This window comes from Jiangella ureilytica, assembly GCF_004348545.1.
Classification (GTDB): Bacteria; Actinomycetota; Actinomycetes; order Jiangellales; family Jiangellaceae; genus Jiangella; species Jiangella ureilytica.
This window is the reverse complement of sequence record NZ_SMKL01000064.1, coordinates 14,078-35,058: the sequence shown is the minus strand read 5'-3', so window position 1 is coordinate 35,058 and position 20,981 is coordinate 14,078. Positions and strand designations below refer to the sequence as shown.

The 20,981-nt window shown below is 74.0% G+C and carries 20 protein-coding genes; 17 read left to right on the top strand and 3 right to left on the bottom strand.

From position 1 onward, the window contains the following. Positions 1–79 precede the first annotated feature (79 nt). From E1212_RS22710 to E1212_RS22665, 10 genes are all read left to right on the top strand, one after another. Positions 80–553 carry a DUF1707 SHOCT-like domain-containing protein gene (locus E1212_RS22710; RefSeq protein ID WP_131986691.1) on the top strand — a complete coding sequence of 158 codons (474 nt, stop codon included), beginning with the start codon at positions 80–82 and terminating at the stop codon, positions 551–553. Between the two features lie 221 nt (positions 554–774). Then, a complete protein-coding gene (gene infA / locus E1212_RS22705; RefSeq protein WP_026877474.1) occupies positions 775–996 on the top strand; it encodes a translation initiation factor IF-1 in 222 nt (73 codons plus the stop codon). Between the two features lie 65 nt (positions 997–1,061). Further along, on the top strand, positions 1,062–1,175 hold the full coding sequence (rpmJ, locus tag E1212_RS22700; RefSeq protein ID WP_015883600.1) for a 50S ribosomal protein L36: 114 nt from the start codon (positions 1,062–1,064) through the stop codon (positions 1,173–1,175). A 167-nt stretch (positions 1,176–1,342) separates the two neighbouring features. Then, the gene (gene rpsM / locus E1212_RS22695) at positions 1,343–1,720 is read left to right on the top strand and encodes a 30S ribosomal protein S13 (RefSeq protein WP_069110663.1); all 378 of its coding nucleotides are present in this window, start codon (positions 1,343–1,345) and stop codon (positions 1,718–1,720) included. A gap of 80 nt (positions 1,721–1,800) precedes the next feature. Next, complete coding sequence (rpsK, locus tag E1212_RS22690) at positions 1,801–2,199, top strand: 30S ribosomal protein S11 (protein WP_026877472.1); 399 nt, start codon at positions 1,801–1,803, stop codon at positions 2,197–2,199. Between the two features lie 32 nt (positions 2,200–2,231). After that, positions 2,232–2,837 carry a 30S ribosomal protein S4 gene (rpsD, locus tag E1212_RS22685; RefSeq protein WP_131986689.1) on the top strand — a complete coding sequence of 202 codons (606 nt, stop codon included), beginning with the start codon at positions 2,232–2,234 and terminating at the stop codon, positions 2,835–2,837. 90 nt (positions 2,838–2,927) lie between these two features. Beyond that, on the top strand, positions 2,928–3,941 hold the full coding sequence (locus E1212_RS22680) for a DNA-directed RNA polymerase subunit alpha (protein ID WP_131986687.1): 1,014 nt from the start codon (positions 2,928–2,930) through the stop codon (positions 3,939–3,941). A 46-nt stretch (positions 3,942–3,987) separates the two neighbouring features. Next, positions 3,988–4,593 (top strand): 50S ribosomal protein L17, encoded by a 606-nt coding sequence (gene rplQ / locus E1212_RS30950; RefSeq protein WP_131986685.1) that lies wholly within the window; start codon positions 3,988–3,990, stop codon positions 4,591–4,593. A 26-nt stretch (positions 4,594–4,619) separates the two neighbouring features. After that, positions 4,620–5,489 carry a tRNA pseudouridine(38-40) synthase TruA gene (truA, locus tag E1212_RS22670; RefSeq protein ID WP_131986683.1) on the top strand — a complete coding sequence of 290 codons (870 nt, stop codon included), beginning with the start codon at positions 4,620–4,622 and terminating at the stop codon, positions 5,487–5,489. Between the two features lie 153 nt (positions 5,490–5,642). Next, entirely contained in the window at positions 5,643–6,065 is a 423-nt protein-coding gene (locus E1212_RS22665) for a hypothetical protein (RefSeq protein WP_131986681.1), read from the top strand. A 165-nt stretch (positions 6,066–6,230) separates the two neighbouring features. Here E1212_RS22665 and E1212_RS22660 read toward each other — a convergent pair whose 3' ends face one another. From E1212_RS22660 to E1212_RS22650, 3 genes are read right to left on the bottom strand one after another with little or no spacing between them, the layout of a single operon-like run. Continuing rightward, positions 6,231–7,061: an MBL fold metallo-hydrolase gene (locus tag E1212_RS22660; protein ID WP_131986679.1), complete on the bottom strand. Its 831-nt coding sequence runs from the start codon at positions 7,059–7,061 to the stop codon at positions 6,231–6,233. Continuing rightward, a complete protein-coding gene (locus E1212_RS22655; RefSeq protein WP_131986677.1) occupies positions 7,058–8,077 on the bottom strand; it encodes a cyclic nucleotide-binding domain-containing protein in 1,020 nt (339 codons plus the stop codon). The genes E1212_RS22660 and E1212_RS22655 overlap by 4 nt, the downstream gene beginning before the upstream one ends. Positions 8,078–8,095: 18 nt before the next feature. After that, the gene (locus E1212_RS22650) at positions 8,096–8,377 is read right to left on the bottom strand and encodes a hypothetical protein (protein ID WP_131986675.1); all 282 of its coding nucleotides are present in this window, start codon (positions 8,375–8,377) and stop codon (positions 8,096–8,098) included. 112 nt (positions 8,378–8,489) lie between these two features. On the opposite strand from E1212_RS22650, the gene E1212_RS22645 reads away from it, so the two are divergent. The 7 genes from E1212_RS22645 (at position 8,490) to E1212_RS22615 (ending at position 20,977) form a co-directional block, all read left to right on the top strand. Next, on the top strand, positions 8,490–8,975 hold the full coding sequence (locus tag E1212_RS22645; protein WP_131986673.1) for a hypothetical protein: 486 nt from the start codon (positions 8,490–8,492) through the stop codon (positions 8,973–8,975). A 262-nt stretch (positions 8,976–9,237) separates the two neighbouring features. Then, positions 9,238–10,587, top strand: coding sequence for an adenylate/guanylate cyclase domain-containing protein (locus E1212_RS22640; RefSeq protein WP_131986671.1), 1,350 nt, complete (start codon positions 9,238–9,240; stop codon positions 10,585–10,587). After that, positions 10,584–11,318 carry an ABC transporter ATP-binding protein gene (locus E1212_RS22635; RefSeq protein WP_131986669.1) on the top strand — a complete coding sequence of 245 codons (735 nt, stop codon included), beginning with the start codon at positions 10,584–10,586 and terminating at the stop codon, positions 11,316–11,318. The genes E1212_RS22640 and E1212_RS22635 overlap by 4 nt, the downstream gene beginning before the upstream one ends. Then, positions 11,315–13,774 carry an ABC transporter permease gene (locus E1212_RS22630; protein WP_203417111.1) on the top strand — a complete coding sequence of 820 codons (2,460 nt, stop codon included), beginning with the start codon at positions 11,315–11,317 and terminating at the stop codon, positions 13,772–13,774. Before E1212_RS22635 ends, E1212_RS22630 begins: the two co-directional genes overlap by 4 nt. Further along, positions 13,774–16,242 (top strand): ABC transporter permease, encoded by a 2,469-nt coding sequence (locus E1212_RS22625; RefSeq protein WP_131986667.1) that lies wholly within the window; start codon positions 13,774–13,776, stop codon positions 16,240–16,242. Before E1212_RS22630 ends, E1212_RS22625 begins: the two co-directional genes overlap by 1 nt. Continuing rightward, entirely contained in the window at positions 16,242–18,614 is a 2,373-nt protein-coding gene (locus E1212_RS22620) for an ABC transporter permease (protein WP_131986665.1), read from the top strand. Before E1212_RS22625 ends, E1212_RS22620 begins: the two co-directional genes overlap by 1 nt. Beyond that, a complete protein-coding gene (locus E1212_RS22615; protein ID WP_131986663.1) occupies positions 18,614–20,977 on the top strand; it encodes an ABC transporter permease in 2,364 nt (787 codons plus the stop codon). Before E1212_RS22620 ends, E1212_RS22615 begins: the two co-directional genes overlap by 1 nt. Positions 20,978–20,981: the final 4 nt, after the last annotated feature.

Here is a 20,981-nt window from a genome sequence, read left to right as displayed (position 1 = left end):
GATCAGGGGGCGGTCCCGGGGAAGAACTGGGGGGTTACCCCGATAGGCGGTTCCCCGAGCCGGGCGGATACTGGAACGCATGGGAGCCGAGCGGTTCGAGATGCGCGCCAGCGACGCCGATCGCGACCGCGTCGCCGAGATCCTGCGCGACGCGCACGGCGAGGGACGCCTGAGTCAGGACGAGCTCCTCGCCCGGGTCGAGGGCACCTACACCGCCAAGACGTACCAGGACCTCGACCGGCTGATCGCCGACCTGCCGGTGCGCCGCCAGCCGGCCGCCGGCATCGTGCCCCGGCCCCTGACCACTCCGCTGTCCGCGCCGCGCCCGCCGAAGCGGCGGACCGGGCGGCGCATCGCCCGTGGTCTGCTCACGTTCCAGTGGTGGGTCTACGGCATCGCGGTCGCCGTCAACCTCATGGTGTGGTTCCTGGTCAGCGTGGGTGGCGGGGGTCCTGAGTACTTCTGGCCCATCTGGGTGGCCGGGCCGTGGGGCGTGCTGCTCGGCGGCCTCGAGCTGGCGTACCGTTCCGGGGAGACGCCGCCGCAACGCTGACCGCGGGTCGCCTTGCCGCGCCGATTGGCCTCTGGTAGGCCGGTTGCCGTACAATTCTGGGTCGGCCCACTGTGGTCTGTTTCGTTGTGCCCTGCGGCTGGTCCGCGATCGTTCTCGATCGAGGACAAGGGCCATTCGTGACAGCTCGCCGCCCGTCCTCCTGGACCCAGGCGGTGTCGGTGTGCCGAGGCGGAAGACGACGACGAAGAAGTGCGGAGGACATGCCGAAGAAGGACGGGGTCATCGAGATCGAGGGCACCGTGACCGAGGCTCTCCCGAACGCGATGTTCCGGGTAGAGCTCTCGAACGGTCACAAGGTGCTCGCACACATTTCCGGCAAGATGCGCCAGCACTACATCCGGATCCTCCCCGAGGACCGCGTGGTGGTGGAGCTCAGCCCGTACGACTTGACCCGCGGTCGCATCGTCTACCGCTACAAGTAACCCGACGACACCTGTTGAGGGCGCGGCACGTCCGACTCTCTTCACGTCCACGAAAGAGTCCCTCGATGAAGGTCAAGCCGAGCGTCAAGCCGATCTGCGACAAGTGCAAGGTGATCCGCCGTCACGGCCGGGTCATGGTGATCTGCGAGAACCTGCGCCACAAGCAGCGTCAGGGCTGATCACGCCGCACCGCTCGCCTGGACACAACTGAATACTCAGGACAACGCACCTGCACCCCTGCCGCACGGCAGGGACCACCCCCGGGCGGAGGCCGGGGCTCGGCGGCATCGGATCGCCGGGACGCGGTGCGCCAGACACCTCCGAACGAACCAGTGAGGAACACCGCATGGCACGCCTCGTCGGCGTCGACCTCCCGCGCGACAAGCGCCTGGAGGTAGCTCTCACCTACATCTTCGGCATCGGGCGTACCCGAGCGCTGGAGACTCTGAAGGAGACGGGCGTCAGCCCGGACATCCGCGTCAAGGACCTCGGTGACGAGGAGCTGGTCAAGCTCCGCGACTGGATCGAGGCGAACTACCAGATCGAGGGTGACCTCCGCCGCGAGGTCCAGAGCGACATCCGTCGCAAGATCGAGATCGGTAGCTATCAGGGCATCCGGCACCGCCGCGGGCTCCCCGTCCGTGGTCAGCGCACTCACACGAATGCCCGTACCCGCAAGGGTCGGAAGAAGACCGTCGCCGGCAAGAAGAAGGCCGGCAAGTGAGTGCCGCGACGGCGAGATCGTCGCCGTCGCGCGCAGCGAACCGCTGACCTACGTAGCTTTCGGACAGGAGTACCGCACACATGCCACCCGCCAAGGGCCGCCAGACAAAGGTGCGCCGCAAGGAGAAGAAGAACGTCGCTCATGGTGTCGCGCACATCAAGAGCACGTTCAACAACACGATCGTCTCGATCACCGACCCTCAGGGCAACGTGATCGCGTGGGCCAGCGCCGGCCAGGTCGGCTTCAAGGGCTCGCGCAAGTCGACGCCGTTCGCCGCGCAGATGGCCGCCGAGGCCGCCGCCCGCCGTGCCCAGGAGCACGGCATGCGCAAGGTCGACGTGTTCGTCAAGGGCCCGGGCTCGGGCCGGGAGACCGCGATTCGCTCGCTGCAGGCCGTCGGCCTCGAGGTCGGTTCGATTTCGGACGTGACCCCGCAGGCGCACAACGGCTGCCGTCCGCCGAAGCGCCGCCGCGTCTGACCCCCCGAGACCCTGAGGAGACCTGAACCACCATGGCCCGTTACACCGGTCCAATCACGAAGAAGTCGCGCCGCCTGGGCGTCGACCTGATCGGCGAGGACAAGGCGTACGAACGCCGTCCGTACCCGCCCGGCCAGCACGGCCGCGGCCGGCAGAAGGAGAGCGAGTACCGCCTCCAGCTGCACGAGAAGCAGAAGGCGCGCTACACCTACGGCGTCCTCGAGAAGCAGTTCCGCCGCTACTACGAAGAGGCCAACCGGCGCCAGGGGCGCACGGGCGACGTCCTGCTCCAGCTGCTGGAGTCGCGTCTCGACAACGTCGTGTACCGCTCCGGCCTGGCCCGGACCCGCCGGCACGCCCGCCAGCTGGTCGTGCACGGCCACTTCCTGGTCAACGGCCGCAAGGTCAACGTGCCGTCCTACCAGGTGGCGCTGCACGACGTCATCGACGTCAAGGACAAGTCCAAGGAGACCACGCCGTTCATCATCGCGCGTGAGACCCACGGCGACCGTCCGGTGCCCGCGTGGCTCGAGGTCATCCCGAACGCCATGCGCATCCTGGTCCACCAGCTCCCGAGCCGGCAGCAGATCGACACGCCGGTGCAGGAGCAGCTCATCGTCGAGTTCTACTCGAAGTAGTCCGCACCATCGCCGTGGCCGGCATCCGGCCGGCCACGGCGCCCTGATCGCGACAGTCATATAGCGGGCGTCGCGGAGAGGAAGTCAGAAGTGCTCATCACCCAGCGTCCCAGTCTCAGCGAAGAGCAGCTGAACGACTACCGGGCCAAGTTCACCATCGAGCCGCTCGAGCCGGGCTTCGGCTACACGCTCGGCAACTCGTTGCGCCGGACCCTGCTCTCGTCCATCCCCGGCGCGGCGATCACGTCGATCCGCATCGACGGTGTGCTGCACGAGTTCACCACCATCCCGGGGGTCAAGGAGGACGTCACCGACGTCATCCTGAACCTCAAGGGCCTCGTCGTCTCCTCCGAGCACGACGAGCCGGTCGTGATGTACCTGCGCAAGCAGGGCCCCGGCGCCGTCACCGCCGCCGACATCGCGCCGCCCGCCGGGGTCGAGGTGCACAACCCGGACCTGCACATCGCGACGCTGAACGGCAAGGGCAAGCTCGAGATGGAGCTGACGGTCGAGCGCGGCCGCGGCTACGTGTCGGCCGTGCAGAACAAGCGCGCCGACGCCGAGATCGGCCGCATCCCGGTCGACTCCATCTACTCGCCGGTCTTGAAGGTCACGTACAAGGTCGAGGCGACCCGCGTCGAGGGCCGCACCGACTTCGACCGCCTCATCGTCGACGTCGAGACCAAGCAGTCGATCCGGCCGCGTGACGCGCTCGCGTCGGCCGGCAGCACGCTGGTCGAGCTGTTCGGGCTCGCCCGCGAGCTGAACATCGAGGCCGAGGGCATCGAGATCGGCCCGTCGCCGGTCGACGCCCAGCTGGCCGCCGACCTCGCGCTGCCGATCGAGGACCTGCAGCTGACCGTCCGTTCGTACAACTGCCTCAAGCGTGAGGGCATCCACTCCGTGGGTGAGCTCGTCTCCCGCAGCGAGGCCGACCTGCTCGACATCCGCAACTTCGGCCAGAAGTCGATCGACGAGGTCAAGGCGAAGCTGGCCACCATGGGCCTCGGCCTGAAGGACAGCGCGCCCGGCTTCGACCCGGCCGCGGCCGTCGACAGCTACGGCGACGACGACCAGTCCTACGCCGAGGACGAGCAGTACTGACCGAGCGCGGCCGGTAGCGGTCGCCACCACACAGGAGTAGATCACCATGCCCACCCCAACCAAGGGTGCTCGCCTGGGAGGCTCGCCGGCTCACCAGCGCGCGATCCTCGCCAACCTGGCGACCGCGCTGTTCGAGCACGGCCGCATCACCACCACCGAGGCCAAGGCGCGTCGCTTGCGTCCGGTCGCCGAGCGGCTGATCAGCAAGGCCAAGCGTGGCGACCTGCACGCGCGGCGCCAGGTGCTCAGCACGATCCGCGACAAGGACGTCGTGCACGTGCTGTTCGCCGAGATCGGCCCGCGCTACGAGAACCGCAACGGCGGCTACACCCGGATCGTCAAGATCGGTCCGCGGAAGGGTGACAACGCTCCGATGGCGGTCATCGAGCTGGTCGAGCCGCTGGCCGAGCAGGTCGTGACCGAGGCGACGAGCGCCACTCGGCGCGCGGCGCAGACGGCGGCTCCGGCTGCCGCCGCGGCTCCGGCCGCCGAGGCGGCCGAGGCCACGGCCGACGCTCCGGCCGAGGAGACGACGGAGGCCGTCGAGGCCGAGGAGACCACCGAGGCCACGGCCGACGAGGCTCCCGAGGCTACGGCCGACGACGACGCCGAGGCGAAGGGCGACGACGAGGGCAAGGCCGAGAAGGCCTGACCTCCGCGTCGCACCGCAGTACCGTCATGCAGCCCGCCGATCCCACGCCTGGGGTCGGCGGGCTGCTGCGTGTCCGGCTCGACCTCGGCTATGACGGGACGGCGTTCTCCGGCTGGGCCGCGCAACCGGGCCTGCGGACCGTCCAGGGCGTCCTCGAGGAGGCGCTGGGCCGGGTGCTGCGCATCGACCCGCCGCGGCTCACCGTCGCCGGGCGCACCGACGCAGGGGTGCACGCCCGCGGCCAGGTCTGCCACGCCGACCTGCCGGCGACGGCGTGGGCGGCGGTGCCGGGCCGCTCGGACCGGCCGCCGGCGGCCGCCCTGCTGCGGCGGCTGGCCGGGGTGCTGCCGGGCGACGTGCGGGTGCACGGCGTCGCCGAGGCGCCGGCCGGGTTCGACGCCCGCTTCTCCGCCACCTGGCGCCGCTACCGCTACCGCGTCGCCGACACGTCGTACGGCCCCGACCCGTTGCTGCGCGCGTTCGTGCTCTGGCACGACCGTCCGCTCGACGTCGCGGCGATGAACGCCGCGGCCGCCGGGCTGCTCGGCGAGCACGACTTCGCCGCGTACTGCCGCCCGCGCGAGGGCGCCACCACGATCCGCGAGCTGCGGGTGCTGTCGTGGGAGCGGACGGCCGACGGGCTGGCGGTCGCCACCGTCGAGGCCGACGCGTTCTGCCACCATCAGGTGCGGGCCATGGTCGGCGCGCTGCTGCTGGCCGGCGACGGCCGGCGCCCGGTCGAGTGGCCGGCGACGGTGCTCGCCGGGGGCCGGCGCGACTCCGGTGTCACGGTCGTCCCGCCGCACGGGCTGACGCTCGAGGCCGTCGGCTATCCGCCCGACGACGAGCTGGCCGCGCGCGCCCGGGCCGCCCGCAACGTCCGGACGTTGGGCTGAGGCACCCCTCGCCCAGGAGGGCCGGCACGACCGGCGGCGCGGGACCGGGTGGCTGTCCATGGGCTTGCCCGGACCGACGACTTCTGCGTCCAGCCTCAAAAGGTCGGGGAAATCCCTGAGGGCAAACGCGGCCCGGACGCGTAGCCTGGAGGAGTGTTCACCGACGCGATCGAGATTGCTGTAGCCGCACTGGGGCTCGGACTAGTCGTGCTGTCCGTGCGTCAGGCACGGGCCAAGGGCTGGGCGGCCTCGCTGCAGATGGCGGCGGGCGGGTTCCTGCTCATGGGCGCCTCCGCCATCGGCATCGTCGGCTTCATCGCGGGCCTGGTCTTCTCCCCGGTCGCCTGGATCGGGGTCGGGCTGCTGGCGGTGGCCGGTCTGCTGTTCGTCACGGGCCAGAAGCTCGAGGTGCCCAAGGACTCGGCCAAGCCCGGCGCGGTCGGCGAGTCCGGTCCCGCTCCCAAGGGCGCGGTCGACGCCGGCCCCAAGCGCGGCACGAAGCAGCAGCAGGCGTCCAGCGGCGACCCGGAGCTCGACGACATCGAGGCCATCCTCCGCCGCCACGGCATCCAGTAGCCCTAGGGTGTGTCTCCCAAGTCCATGGCCTACTGCGCGACGCCCAGGCGGCGCCTCGCTGCGTTCTCGTCGGTCGTCATAGAACCCCGCTATGACTCCCTCCTCGGCCTTGCGAGGCATCCGCCTGGACGCCGCTCGCTACGGCCGAGACTTGGGAGACACACCCTAGAGCTCCAGCACGTCGCCCTCGCGGCCGACCACCACGGGCAGCGGCGCGGCCGCGGCGTGCTTCGCGGCCAGCTCGTCCACGTCGTCGTCCGAGCGGGCGGGGGCGTGGTGGATCAGCACGAGCCGCCCCACGCGGGCCCGGGTCGCCAGGGCGACGGCGTCGCCGGCGGTCGAGTGACCGTACGCCGCGGCCCAGTAGCGCTCGCCGCCGGAGAACTGCGCGTCGTGCAGCAGGACGTCGACGCCGTCGGCCAGGTCGGCGGCCGGGCCGTCGTCGGTCGCGGCGTCGTGGTCGGGCAGGTAGGCGAAGCTCGCGCCGTCGGCCTCCACCCGGATCCCGAACGTCCGCCCGCCCTTGTGCGGGATGTCGGCGAGCCGGACCCGCGCGCCGCCCGCGGTGAGCCAGCCGGCGTCGCGGGCGCCGAACCGCCACCGTCCGGCCAGTCCCTCGGGTCCGATCGGGAAGTGCGGCGGCGACATGGCCCGGCGCAGCAGGGCCGCCGCCGACCCCGCCGCGCCCGGCGCCGCGCCGTCCTGCGCGGGGAGCCACAGCCGCACGTCGGCGCCGTCGACGTCGCCGGAGCGGAAGAACGGCAGCCCCTGCACGTGGTCCCAGTGCAGGTGGCTCAGCACCAGGTCGCCGCGGTACGGCGCGCCCCCCAGCAGCGCCGTCAGGTTGGCCAGCCCGGTGCCGGCGTCGAGCACCAGCCCGGGTGCGGACTCGCCCCGCACAGCGACCGAGACACACGACGTGTGCCCGCCGGTCCGCACGAACGCGGCCCCAGGGGCGGGCGTCGAGCCCCGGACGCCATGCAGGGTGACCCTCACGCCGTCACGTCCTCCCGGCGGTGCGACCCGGCCAGCGCGGCCAGCCGCTCGCGGTCGACGGCGGTCGACGGCGCCACCGCGACCCGCACCGGAGTGGCGGCGATCAGGGTCGAGGTGCGCCGTCCGCCCTCCAGGACGGCGCGCTCGCCCAGCACCGCCCCCGGCCCGACCTCGGCCAGCCGGCGCCCGTCGACCTCGACCCGCAGCACGCCGTCGAGCAGCAGGTAGAGCTCGTCGCCGGGCTCGCCCTGCAGCGTCAGCATCTCGTCGGCCGCGAGCGAGCGGATGCGCGGCTTCTGCTCGCCGCCCATGAGCAGCCGCGACAGCACCCGCTCCGCGGCGCTCTCGACCTCGACGGTCAGTGCCGGCGAGTCCTCGTCGCCCCACGGTGTGCGGGAGCCGAACGAGTGCGCCGCCCACCCGGAGTAGTCGGTCAGCCCGCTCTTCAGCGTAAGCGCGCCGCCGTTGTCATACACCCAGTGCCGCGGGAACGCGCTGGCGCCGGGCAGGCTCGTCTCGGTCCGGCCGTCGGGGTGGATGGTGAGGCATAGCGTCGTCCACACCAGCGGTGACTGCAGCTTGACGAACGGCGGGTGCGGCACCGCGCGGGGGGCCGGCAACGCCGCCCGGCCGCCGCAGGTCTGCGTCAGCCGCACGCTGCCGTCGGGCAGATACTCGGGTTCGCGGCGCAGGTCGGGCAGAGCGACCGCGGCGAACGTGGCGCCCAGCCTCCCGATGCGCACCGTCGTCGACCCCATGCGCACGCCCGACGTGCCGGCGTACCCGGCCCGGACGATGCGGCTGTCCTCGACCTCCGCCCAGCCGGCCAGCACGTTGGCGTACCGGAACCGGTCATCGGCGCGCAGCCGCTCCAGGCCGGTGGCGCCGGCGATGTCGTCGGGCGGCGGCGGGTCGTAGTGGGTGAAGCCGGTCTCGAAGGCGGCCTTGGTGAGCCCGGTGACGGCCTCGGACGGGATCCACGACAGCGTGGTGGCGGTGGCCTCGATGCGGGTCATGATGATCCTCCTCCCGGATCAGCAGGTGGTCTGGCGGGCGACGTCGTAGCAGGTGCCGGCGGCGCCGACGGTGTGGGTGAAGCGGGCGAACTCGAGCGTCACGGTCTCGCGCGGCCGCGAACCGGCGGCGCCGGTCGCCTCGGTAGCTCGGCCGGTGACGGTGACGTCGGTGAACGCGGAGGACTCGGCCGGCTCGCCGGTCTCGTCGACGACGGTGAACGTCGCGTCGCGGACGCGGTGGCCCGTGGCGGCCGGCGCCGCGCTGAGCCCTGTCACCAGGAGAATCGTTCGTCTCGGCATACGATCACGCTAGGGAGCGCGGTCGTCGCCGGGCAGGGTGCAGGCAGGCGAGGTCGAGGGGGTGCTGGCACACCGCGGTTTGACCTTGATCACGCGGGGTACTTCGTCCGTTATGGGAGTCTTGACCAAGCATCGGACGACGACCGCCGCCGGCGTCATCGCGGCGTTCGTTCTGGTCCTCGTGTTCGGCAGCCCGCCGTACGGCGACTGGGCCCGCGACAACGCGAGCGGCACCAGCGCCCTTGACTGGTTCCTCACCCTCCTCACCTGGCCGTCGTGGGACTTCGACGCCGACCTCCCGGTCCGGGACATCTTCGCGATCATGCTCCGCGCGATCCTCGTGGTGGTCTTCACCGCGGTGTTCCTGGCCGTCCTCGCCGGGCAGACCGCCCGGAACTCCGCCGGCCAGCTGCTCGCAGGCTGGGCGGCATACATCTTCGCCGGCGCCAGCGCCGGCCTGCTCACGGCGATCATCCAGAGCAACCCGTCGACGCTGGGCGCGTTCGAGGCGGCCGCGTCGGGCGCCGCGTACGGGCTGTTCACCGGCTGGATCGTCGGTCTGGCCAGCTTCGGCAGCCCCGGCCGCCGCAGGGTCTGACCTCGCCTCTCCGAGCCGGCGCCCCTCACCCGCCCCCCGGGTGAGGGGCGCTTCCACGTCCGCCGCCTGAAAGTTGATCTTGGAGTAAGTGCGGGATCAATCGGGCAATCGGGGCGGCGATTCGGCACTTACTCCAAGATCAACGTCTGGTGGGCGGGAGAGGGGGCGGGCGGCACACCCACGGGCAGGGATGCTGGCACCCCGTCGCATTCGGGTGGCTGCCGCACTGGCGCGATCGCGCCGGTAGGAGTGTCATATCCGCATGACCTCGGCCGACGCACGCATCACCGTGCTCCTCGCGGACGACAACCTGCTCGTCCGTGAGGGCGTGCGGGCGTTGCTGCGCATCGCCGGCGACTTCGACGTCGTCGCGATGGCCGAGGACTACGACAGCCTGGTGACCCAGGCGCAGGAGCACCGGCCGCAGGTCGTCGTGACCGACATCCGGATGCCGCCCCGGTTCGCCAACGAGGGGATCGAGGCCGCCAAGGAGGTCCGCAAGCGTCTTCCGGGAACGGGGGTCGTGGTGCTGTCGCAGTACGACGACCCGGAGTACGCGGTCGCGCTGCTGGCCCAGGGGGCGGCCGGCTACGCATACTTGCTCAAGGAGCGGGTGGCGGACGGCGACCGGCTGGCCCGGGCGGTCCGCGAGGTCGCGGCGGGGGGTTCCATGCTCGACCCTGAGATCGTCCAGGCACTCGTGACCCCGGCGCGGCTCGGCACCGGACTGTCGGCGGACGAGGAGCGGCTGCTCACCATGGTCGCCGAAGGGCGCGCCGTGAAGGCCATCGCCGCGAGCCTGCAGAGCACACCGGAAGCCGTCGACCACGCCGTCGAGGACCTGTTCCTGCACCTCGCCCGCGACGCCAGCTCCGGCGTCCGCGGCGCGCTGGAACGGCTGCGCAAGCTGCACACCGCCATCCTCGAGCGCGAGGAGCAGGGCGAGACGCTGACCCGGCTGCTGCCGTCGGGGCTGGCGGAGAAGCTGCGCGACGACCCCGGCGCGGTCGCCCGCACCGATCGGCTCGTCGTCACGGTGCTCATGTCGGACGTGCGCGGCTACTCCGGCATCGCCGAGCGGACCGACCCGTCGATCCTGGCGAGACAGCTGAATGCGCACCGCCGGGCCATGAACGGTGCCATCCTCGACCAGGGGGGCACCGTGATGCAGTACGTGGGGGACGCCGTCATGGCCGTCTTCGGAGCGCCGTTCCCGCAGGCCGACCACGCCGAGCGGGCGCTGCGTGCCGCCGCCGACATGCACCGGCGGCAGACCGGCGTCGACGCGCAGTGGACGACCGAGGGACTGGAGCCGTTCGGCATGGGCATCGGCCTGTCCACGGGCGAGGTCGCGGCCGCCCTGCTCGGCAGCGACGAGCGGCTGGAGTACACGCTCGTCGGCGACACCGTGAACATGGCGCAGCGCCTGCAGGACCTCGCCCGCCCCGCCGGTTCGACGGTGGTCAGCGAGGCGACCGCGGCGGCCGCGCCGGCCTGGACGTTCCAGCGGCTCGACCCGGTCCGGGTCAAGGGCCGCGACGCCGCCGTGACGGCGTGCCGGGTGATCGCGCCCGCGCCCGCGCCCGACGAGGTTGAGGAGTACAGCCGATGACCGCACTGCTGGCCCGGGGAGTCCGCCGCACCTTCGAGGCGGAGCTCGCGCCCGTCCGCGCCCTGCGCGGCGTCGATCTACAGGTGGAGCGGGGCGAGTTCGTCGCGCTCATGGGCCCGTCGGGCTGCGGCAAGTCGACTCTGCTGAACATCTTCGCCGGGCTCGACCAGGCCGACGAGGGCGAGGTCGTGGTCGACGACCTCGTCGTCAGCGGCCGCGACGAGAACTGGCTGGCCCGGTTCCGCCGGCACCACGTCGGCATCGTCTTCCAGTTCTTCAACCTGCTCGAGGGCGTCTCGGCGCTGGACAACATCGCGCTGCCGGCCATCCTGGGCGGGCTGCGCCGCAAGGCCGCCGAGTCGCGCGCCCGCGACCTGCTCGACCTGCTGGGCCTCGGCGACCGCACCGAGCAGGTGCCGTCGGTGCTCTCGGGCGGGCAGCGCCAGCGGCTGGCCATCGCCCGCGCACTGGTCAACGAGCCGGCGGTGCTGCTGGCCGACGAGCCCACCGGCGCCCTCGACAGCGAGGGCGGCGCGGAGATCCTGGAGCTGTTCCGCCGGCTGCACGGCGACGGCCAGACCATCCTCATGGTCACGCACTCCGCCGACGTCGCGGCCGGCGCCTCCCGCGTCGTGCGTATGCGCGACGGCCGCATCGCCGGCGACGACGGCGTCAGCATCGGCTCGGGCGGACCGGCCGCGGCCGAGCTCACGAAGGAGCGCGCCCCGTGACCCCCGTCGCCGCCTGGCTGCGCCTGGACACCCGGCGCCGATGGCGGTCGCTGCTGGTCATGGCCCTGCTGGTCGCGCTGGCCGCCGGCACGGTCATGACGGCGCTGTCCGGCGCGCGCCGCGGCTCCTCCGCCGTCGAGCGGCTGGCGGAGAGGACGCTGCCGGCCACCGTCGCCGTCCTGCCCAACCAGCCCGGGTTCGACTGGGACGCCGTCCGCGCCCTCCCCGAGGTGGAGTCGCTGACGACCTTCGTGCTGACCGGCTCGTACGTGGTCGAGGAGCTGCCGGAGGGCTCCTTCGCCGCCGGGTTCCCGCCCGGCGACGACGAGGTCTTCCGGACCATCGAGCGGCCGGTCGTGCTCGACGGCCGGCTGCCCGACCCCGCGCGCGCCGACGAGGTCGTCGTCAGCCGGCAGTTCGAGCGGACCTGGGGACTGGGGGTCGGCGACGGCGTCACGCTGCGGCTGTTCTCGCCCGAGACGCAGGACGGCCTGACGTTCGCCACGACCCTGCCGGAGCCGGACGGCCCGGTGGTCGAGGCCACCATCGTCGGGATCATCCGGTCGCCCTGGTTCAGCGACCTCGTCGGCGACGAGGAGGGCGGGCTGTCGCCGTCGCCGGGGCTGTACGGGCAGTACCGCGACAACCTCATGGGCGCCTCCGGGCAGGGCGAGCTGAACGCGCTGGTCCGGCTGCGCGACGGCGAGGCCGGCCTGCCCGCGTTCAAGGCCGGGCTGCAGCAGGTCAGCGGCCGCAGCGACATCGACTTCATGGACCTCGCCGAGGACGGCCGGCACGCCCGCGACGTCACGTCGTTCGAGGCCGACGCGCTGCAGGCCTTCGCGCTGGCCGCCGGCGCGGCGGCGATCTTCCTGGTCGGCCAGGCGGTCGCCCGGTTCGCGGCGTCGTCGGCGACGGAGCTGCAGGTGGTACAGGCCCTGGGCATGACCACGAGGCAGGCCGGCCTGGCCGCGACGGCCGGTCCGGTGGCCGCGGCCGTGCTCGGTTCGCTGCTCGGCGCGGCCGGCGCGGTGGTCGCGTCGCAGTGGTTCCCCATCGGGACCGCCGCGCTGCTGGAACCGGACCCGGGCGTGGCCGCCGACCCCCTCGTCCTCGCCGGCATCGGGGCGCTGACGCCGCTGCTGGCCGCCGCGGGCGCGCTCGCCGCGGCCCGGCTGGCCCTGCGCTCGGCCCGGACCGCGCGCCGCGGCCGCTCGTCGGCGCTGGCGGCCGCGGCCCGGCGGGCCGGCGCCCCGGTACCGGTGGTCGTGGGCGCCCGGTTCGCGCTCGAGCCCGGCAGCGGCCGGCAGGCGGTGCCGGTGCGTCCGGCGCTGCTCGGCGCCGTCGTGGGAGTGCTCGGGGTCATCGCGGCGTTCACGTTCTCCGACGGCGTCGAGGACGCGGCGGCGAACCCGGCCCGGTTCGGGCAGGTGTACCAGCTGATGTCGTACGTCGGCGACGCCGGGCAGGACTTCGCGCCCGTCGACCAAATGCTGCCGGTCATGGCCGCGGACCCCGACGTGCGGGCCGTCAACGACACCCGGATCGCGGTGGCGGTCGTCGACGACCGGCCGGTCACGCTCTTCACGCTGGCGCAGGCCGGACGCGAGCCGCTGCGGCCCGTGCTGGTCGACGGCCGGGCGCCGCTGGAGCCGGACGAGCTCGCCCTCGCGCCCGGCAGCGCCGACGCCCTGGGCGCCGGCATCGGCGACGTCGTGGCGATGTCCGGCACCGGCGGCGAGGTCCGTGAGCTCACCGTCACGGGGCTGGCATTCGTACCCGAGGGACCGCACAACAACTACGTCACCGGCGGCTGGGTCACGGGCGACGGCTTCGACACGCTCTTCGACCCGGCCAGCACGGTCTCACCGGCGTTCAAGTACCACCTGGTGCTGCTCGGACTCGAGCCCGGCGCGGACCGGGCGGCCGTGGCCGAGCGGGTCGAGGCGGCCGTCGTCCCGGTCGTCGCCGCGGCCACCGGGGCACCGGCGCAGTCGCTCACCGACGTCGTGCTGCCGGCCGACCCGCCGAGCCGGCTGGCCGAGATCCGCCAGGTCCGTACGCTGCCGGTCTTCCTGGCCGGGTTCCTCGCCGTGCTCGCCCTGGGCGCCGTCGGGCACGCGCTGGCGACGGCGGTGCGCCGGCGCCGGCACGAGGTCGCGGTGCTGCGGGCGCTGGGCATGACGCGCCGGCAGTCGCGCTGGGTCGTGGTCACCCAGGCCAGCCTGCTCGCGCTCATCGGGCTGACCGTCGGGGTGCCGCTCGGCCTGGCCCTGGGCCGCACCGTCTGGCGCTACGTCGCCGAGACCACGCCACTGCTCTACGTCGCCCCGCTCGCCGCGCTCGCGCTGCTGCTGGTCGTCCCGCTGGCGCTGGTGGCGGCGAACCTGCTGGCGGCGTGGCCGTCGCACCGGGCGGCGTCGATGCGCGTCGGGTCCGTGCTGAGGGCCGAGTGATGAGCGCGCTACTGGCGTGGGCCCGGCTCGACGTCCGGCGTCGCTGGCGGTCGTTGCTGGTGCTCGCTCTGCTGGTGGCGCTCGCGGCCGGCACGGTCATGACGGTGGTGGCGGGCGCCCGGCGCGGTGGCAGCGCCGTCGATCGCCTCGTCGACCGGACGTTGCCGGCCACCGTGGCGGTGCTGCCGAACCAGCCGGGCTTCGACTGGGACGCGGTGCGCGCGCTGCCCGAGGTCGAGGCGCTGACGACATTCGTCCTCACCTACACGGGGTTCGTGATCGAGGAGCTCCCGCCGGGGGTGGAGCCATGGGCCTTCCCGCCGGCGGACGACGAGAACATGCGCACCGTCGAACGTCCGGTCGCGCTCGAGGGCCGGCTCGCGGACCCGAACCGGCCCGACGAGGTGATGGTGACCCCGGCGTTCGTGGCGGCATCCGGCCTCGGCGTGGGCGACACACTCACGCTGCGGCTCTACACGCCCGAGACGCAGGACGTGCTGGCGCTCACCGGTGGGGGCGGCGCCGGGCCGGAGCCCGACGGGCCGACGGTCGCGGCGCGGATCGTCGGGGTGATCCGCTCGCCGTGGTACTCGGACACGGTCGGGGAGACCCACGGGACGGTCGTGCCGTCGCCGGCCCTCTTCACGCGCTATGAGCCGAACCTGATGGGCGCATCGGGCGGAGGCATCCGCAACGCGCTGGTCCGGCTGCACGACGGGGAAGCCGGCCTCGCCGACTTCAAGGCGGGCCTGGCCCGGGTCAGCGGACGTACCGACCTCGACCAGCAGAACCTCGTCGAGGAGGGCCGGCGGGTCCGCGCGACCACGCATTTCGAGGCCGAGGCGCTGCTGGGTTTCGCGCTGGCTGCGACGGTCGCCGCGGTGTTCCTCGTCGGCCAGTCGGTCGCGCGGTACTCGGCGTCGACCGTGGCCGCGCTGCAGGCGCTCCGGGCGGTGGGGTTGACCGAGCCGCAGGCACGGATGGCCGCGGCGCTGGGCCCGGCAGCCGCCGCGCTCGCCGGGACGGCCGCGGGGATCGCCGCCGCCGCATCGGCGTCACGCTGGTTCCCGATAGGCACCGCGGCGCTGCTGGAGCCGGATCCGGGTCTGGCGCTCGACCTGCCGGTCCTGCTGACCGGCGCGGTCGCGGTGCCGGTGCTGGTGACCGCCGGCGCCGTCCTCGCCGCCGGACCGGCACTCAGGTCGGCGCGCTCGGGCACCTCACCGCGGCGCTCGGCCGTCGCCAGCACCGCGGCCCGGCTGGGAGCGCCGATCCCGGTGGTCGTGGGCAGCAGGTTCGCGCTCGAACCCGGTCGCGGCACCCAGACGGTGCCGGTCCGGCCGGCTCTGGTAGGCGCTGCGACCGGCGTGGTCGGCGTGGTCGCCGCGTTCACCTTCTCGGCCGGCGTCGACGACGCCGCCGGCAATCCGGCCCGGTTCGGTCAGGTGCACCAGCTCGAAGCCTTCGTCGGCTTCTCGGGCGAGGACTCCGCTCCGGTCGGCGACCTACTGCCGGTGCTGTCGGCCGACCCGGACGTGGTGGCTGTGAACGACACCAGGATCGCGGTCGGCGAGGTCGAACGGGTGCCGGTCACGCTGTTCACGCTCGATCCGGCCGGCGATCCCTGGCCGCTCGTCGTCATCGAGGGCCGTGCTCCCGCCGGACCGGGCGAGGTCGTCCTGGCGCCCGACAGCGCTACGGCCGTGGGTGCGGCTGTCGGCGACGTCGTGGAGATGACCGGCACCGCCGGCACCCGGGAGGTCACCGTCACGGGCACGGCCTTCGTTCCAGAAGGACACAACAACTACGTGACCGGCGGCTGGGTGACGGCGGCCGGATACGACACGCTGTTCGACCGGCATGACGAGGTCTCGCCGGCCTTCAAGTACCGCCTGCTCTATCTGGTCCTCCGGCCGGGCGCCGACCCCGGGGCGGTGACGGACCGGCTCGAGGAGGCCATCGCGCCGGTGATCGCGGCGGCCACGGGAACGAACCCCGCCGAGGTGACCGTCGAGGGCGTGCTGGCGCCGCCCGAGCCGCCCGTCCCCGTCGCGGAGCTGCGCCAGATCCGGTCCCTCCCGGCCTTTCTGGCCGGGTTCCTGGTGGTGCTTGCGCTCGGCGCGGTGGGCCATGCGCTGGCGACGGCCGTCAGACGGCGCCGGTACGACATGGCGGTGCTGCGGGCGCTGGGGATGACGCGCCGGCAGTCGCGGGGCATCGTACTGACGCAGGCGACCGTGCTCGCACTGGTGGGGCTGCTGATCGGAGTGCCGCTCGGGCTGGCCCTCGGCCGCACGCTCTGGCGGTATGTCGCTGAGACGACACCGCTGTTCTACGTCGCCCCCGTGGCCGCGCTCGCCCTCGCCCTGGTGGTGCCGCTGGCGCTGGTGGCGGCGAACCTGCTGGCGGCGTGGCCGTCGCACCGGGCCGCGTCGATGCGGGTCGGGTCCGTGCTGAGGGCCGAGTGATGACGGCGGCCTGGCTGCGGCTGGAGCTCCGGCGCCGGTGGCGCTCGCTGCTGGTGCTGGCGCTGCTGGTGGCGCTGGCGGCGGGGACGGTCATGACGGCGGTCGCGGGGGCGCGGCGTGGCGAGACCGCCGTCGACCGGCTGGCCGAACGCACGCTGCCGGCCGATGTCGCCGTCCTGCCGAACGAGCCCGGCTTCGACTGGGACGTGGTGCGCGACCTGCCCCAGGTGGCGGCGCTGTCGACATTCGGCGGCGCCGCCTACGTCGTCGACGAGGTCCCGGCCGAAGCCGTCTCCGGGGTGATCAGCGGCGAGGACGCGATGCGGGCAGTGGAGCGGCCGGTCGTCCTGGCCGGCCGGATCCCGGACCCGCGGCGGGCCGACGAGGTCGTGATCACCCCGTCGTTCGAGGAGAGCTTCGGGCTGGGCGTCGGCGACGCCGTCACGATCCGGCTGTTCCAGCAGGAGTCGGCCGCCGCCTTCCGCGACGACCCGGCGGTGCCGCCCGACGGGCCGGTGGTCGAGGCGCGGATCGTCGGCGTCATCCAGTCGTTCTGGTACGGCGAGACCCTCGGGTCGCCGGGGCAGCTGATCCTCTCGCCCGGGCTCACCGCGCGGTACCCGGATGAGCTCGGCCCCGAGTCGATGACCGCGATGCACAACGCGATCGTCCGGCTGAACGGCGGCGAGGCCGCGATACCGGCGTTCCTGGCCGAGGTCGAGCGGGTCACCGGACGCTCGATCGACACGTTCGACCTGGTCGAGATGTTCCGCCACCACGGGCGCGAGGTCACCGGCTTCGAGGCCGACGCGCTGCTGGTGTTCGCGCTGGCCGCGGCCGCCGCCGCGGTGTTCCTGGTCGGGCAGCCGGTCGCCCGGTACGCCGCCGCCATGGTGGCCGACCTGCAGGCGCTGCGGGCCGTCGGCATGCTGCCGCGGCAGGTGGTGCGCGCGGCGGCGCTGGGGCCGGTGCTGGCCGCGATCGCCGGAGCCGCCGTCGGAGCGGGGGGCTCGGTGGCGGCGTCGCGGTGGTTCCCGATCGGCCTCGCGGCGACGCTCGAGCCGTCGCCCGGCGTCGATGCCGACGGGCCGGTGCTGGTCGCCGGCCTGGTCGCGGTGCCGGTCCTGGTGGCGGCGGCGGCCGCCGCGTCGGCCGGGCTGGCCCTGCGCGCGACCCGGGACGGAGCGCACCGAGGGCGCTCGGTCGTCGCGGCCGCTGTCGCCGCCGGCGGGTTGCCGGTTCCGGTCGTGGTCGGCACGCGATTCGCGCTGGAGCCCGGCCGTGGCCGGCAGGCGGTGCCGGTGCGCCCGGCGCTGCTGGGCGCGGTCACCGGAGTGCTCGGCGTGCTCGCGGCGTTCACCTTCTCCAGCGGGGTGGACGACGCGGCGGGCGACCTGCGCCGGTTCGGCCAGACCCATCAGCTGGGGGCGTGGTTCGGCGAGAACGGCCGGCACCTCCTGCCGGAGGAGGAGGTGCCGGCCCTGATGGCCGCCGTCGCCGCCGACCCCGACGTCGAGGCGGTGAACGACTCCCGCATCGGGTCGGCCGACATCGACGGCGTGTCCACCGCGGTCTACTCCTACGCCCCGGTCGGCGACACCGCCCTCGACGTCGTCGTGCTCGAGGGGCGGATGCCGGCACGGCCGGACGAGATCGCGCTGGCCCCGGCGACCGCGGAGGGCACGGGCGCCGCCGTCGGCGACGAGGTCGACCCCGCCGGGACCGGTGCGGTCACCGTCACCGGCATCGCCTTCGTGCCCGACGGCGCGCACAACGACTACACCACCGGCGCGTGGGTCACCCGCGACGGCTACGAGGCGCTCTTCGCCGACGGCTTCAAGTTCCACGAGGTGCACGTCGCGCTGCGCCCGGGCGCCGACCCGGCCGCCGTCGCCGCCCGGCTGGCCGAGACCACCGGGCTGGGGCTGGAGCAGCCCGAGCCGCCCACGCCGGTCGCGGAGATCCGCCAGATCCGGACCCTGCCGGTCGTGCTGGCCGCGTTCCTCGCGGTGCTCGCGCTGGGCGCCGTCGGGCATGCGCTGGCCACGGCCGTGCGCAGGCGCCGGCACGAGCTGGCCGTGCTGCGTGCCGTCGGGCTCACCCGGCCGCAGGCGCGCGGCGTCGTGGTGACCCAGGCCAGCGTGCTGGCGCTGGCCGGGCTGCTGGTGGGCATCCCGCTGGGCGTCGCGCTCGGTCGCGTGGTGTGGCGCTACGTCGCCGAGACGACGCCGATCTTCTACGTGCCGCCGGTGGCCGCGACGGCGCTGCTGCTCGTGGTGCCGGCGGCGCTGCTGGCCGCGAACCTGCTGGCGGCCTGGCCGTCGCAGCGGGCGGCGTCGATGCGGGTCGGCCACGTGCTGAGGGCCGAGTGATGACGGCGGCCTGGCTGCGGGTGGACCTGCTCCGGCGTTGGCGCTCGTTGCTGGTGCTGGCGCTGCTGGTGGCGTTCGCCGCGGCGGCCGTGCTGACGGCGGTGGCCGGCGCCCGGCGCGGCGACAGCGCCGCCGACCGGCTCGATGCCGTGACGCTGCCGGCCACCGTCGAGGTGCGGCCCGAGGACCCCGCCTTCGACTGGAACGCGGTGCGCGACCTGCCCGGCGTCGAGGCCGTGGCTCTGGCGGCCCCGACGACCTGGGCGATCGACGGGCCCGGTGCCGGCGGTGAGGCGTTCGAATCGCCGGCCGACGGCGAGCTGCTGCGTTCCGTCGAACGCGCCGTCGTGCTCGACGGCCGGCTGCCCGACCCGGCCCGCCCCGACGAGGCGGTCGTGACGCCGTCGTTCGTGGACCAGCACGGCCTGGGCGTCGGCGACACCGTCACGCTGCGGCTGCCCGCCGCGGGCGCCGTCGAGACCCGGATCGTCGGCGTGATCCGGTCGCCGCTGCTCAGCGACAGCCCGCAGCAGCCGGGCCGGCTGCTGCCGTCGGCCGGGCTGTTCGCCGCGCACCCCGAGGATTTCGCGGGGCCGGGCGGAGTGGAGCTCAGCGGGCTGGTACGGCTGGCGCCGGGGTGGACCGAGCAGGCGTTCCTGACCGACCTCGCGGCGGCCACCGGGCGCAGCGACATCATCGTCTGGCCGCACGCGGCGTCGATGGCGTACGTGCGGCGGATCGCGGGCATCGAGTCGGCCGCACTGCTGGCGTTCGCCGGTGCCGCGGGCCTGGCCGCCGTCGCGCTGGTCGGCCAGGCGCTCGCGCGGTACGCCGCTGCGACGGCGGCGGACCTGCGGGTGGTCGCGGCGCTGGGGCTGACGCCGGCCCAGGCCCATCGGACCGCTGCCGCCGCACCCGGGCTGGCTGCGGCCGCAGGCGCCCTGCTCGGGGTGGTGGCCGCGGGCATCGCGTCGCGCTGGTTCCCGTACGGCTTCGCGGCCTACGTCGAGCCGGACCCGGGTGCCGACCTGGACCTGGTGGTGCTCGGCTCGGGTCTGGTGCTGATCCCGGCGCTGGCCGTCGCCGGCGCGCTGCTCACGGCCCGCCGCGTGTGGTCGGATGCGGCCGGCGCCGGGAGGGCCGGGCCGGCGCGGCGTCCGGGCGCGGCGTCGCGGCGATCGGCCGTGGTGGCGCTGGCCAGCCGGTACGGGCTGCCGGTACCGGTGGTCGTCGGCGCCCGGTACGCGCTGGAGAGCAGTCGCGGCCCGGCCGCCGTCCCGGTGCGCCCGGCGCTGGCCGGCGCGGCGGTCGGCGTGCTGGGCATCCTGGCAGCGGCGACCTTCTCGGCCGCCGTCAGCGACGCCACGACCAACCCGGCGCGTTACGGGCAGGTTCACGACCTCGAGGCGCCGTTGGGCGTCGACGGCGCGGAAACGGTCCCGGCCGGCGACGTGCTGGCCGCGGCTGCCGCCGATCCCGATGTGGTGGCCGTCAACGACAGCCGGGTCGCGGTCGCGATCGCGGCCGGGGAGTCGGTGGCGGTCTTCTCGCTGGACTCCGTGGCCGGCCGCTTCGACCCCGTGGTGCTCGAGGGCCGGCTGCCGGAGCGCGGCGGCGAGATCGCGCTGGCGCCGTACACCGCCGAGGCGCTGGGCGCGGGGCCGGGGGACCGGATCGAGCTGGCCGGCACCCGCGACCGCCGCGAACTGATGGTCACGGGGCTGACGTTCCTGCCCGAGAGCGAGGAGAACTACTACGCCGTCGGCGCATGGGTCACGGCCGCCGGCTATGACGACCTGTTCACGGGCTACGGGGTCCGGGTCGCTCACCTCGTGCTGCGTGCGGGGGCCGACCCGGTCGCCGTCGCGGACCGGCTGTCCGGGGTGCTGCCGGCAGCGGGCGACGGCGGCGCCGCGGTGCGGCAGCGACTGGAGCGCGACAGCTCGCCGGAGCTGCTGCAGCTCCAGCGGCTGCCGCTGTTCCTGGCCGGGTTCCTCGGGGTCCTGGCGGTCGGCGCGGTCGGCCATGCGCTCGCCTCGGCGGTGCACCGGCGCCGGCACGATTTCGCCGTCCTGCGTGCCGTCGGCATGACGCGGCCGCAGTGCCGTGGCGTGGTGCTGACGCAGTCCAGTGTGGTCGCGGTGGCCGGGCTGCTGATCGGCCTGCCGCTCGGCGTTGCGCTGGGTCGGACGGTGTGGCGCTACGTGGCCGACGCGACGATGGTCCACTATGTGCCGCCGGACGTCACGCTGCTGCTCCTGCTGGCCGTGCCGGTGACCGTGCTGGTGGCGAACCTGCTGGCGGTGTGGCCGTCGCAGCGAGCCGTGGCGCCGCGGGTCGGTCCCGTGCTGAGGGCGGAATGAGGAG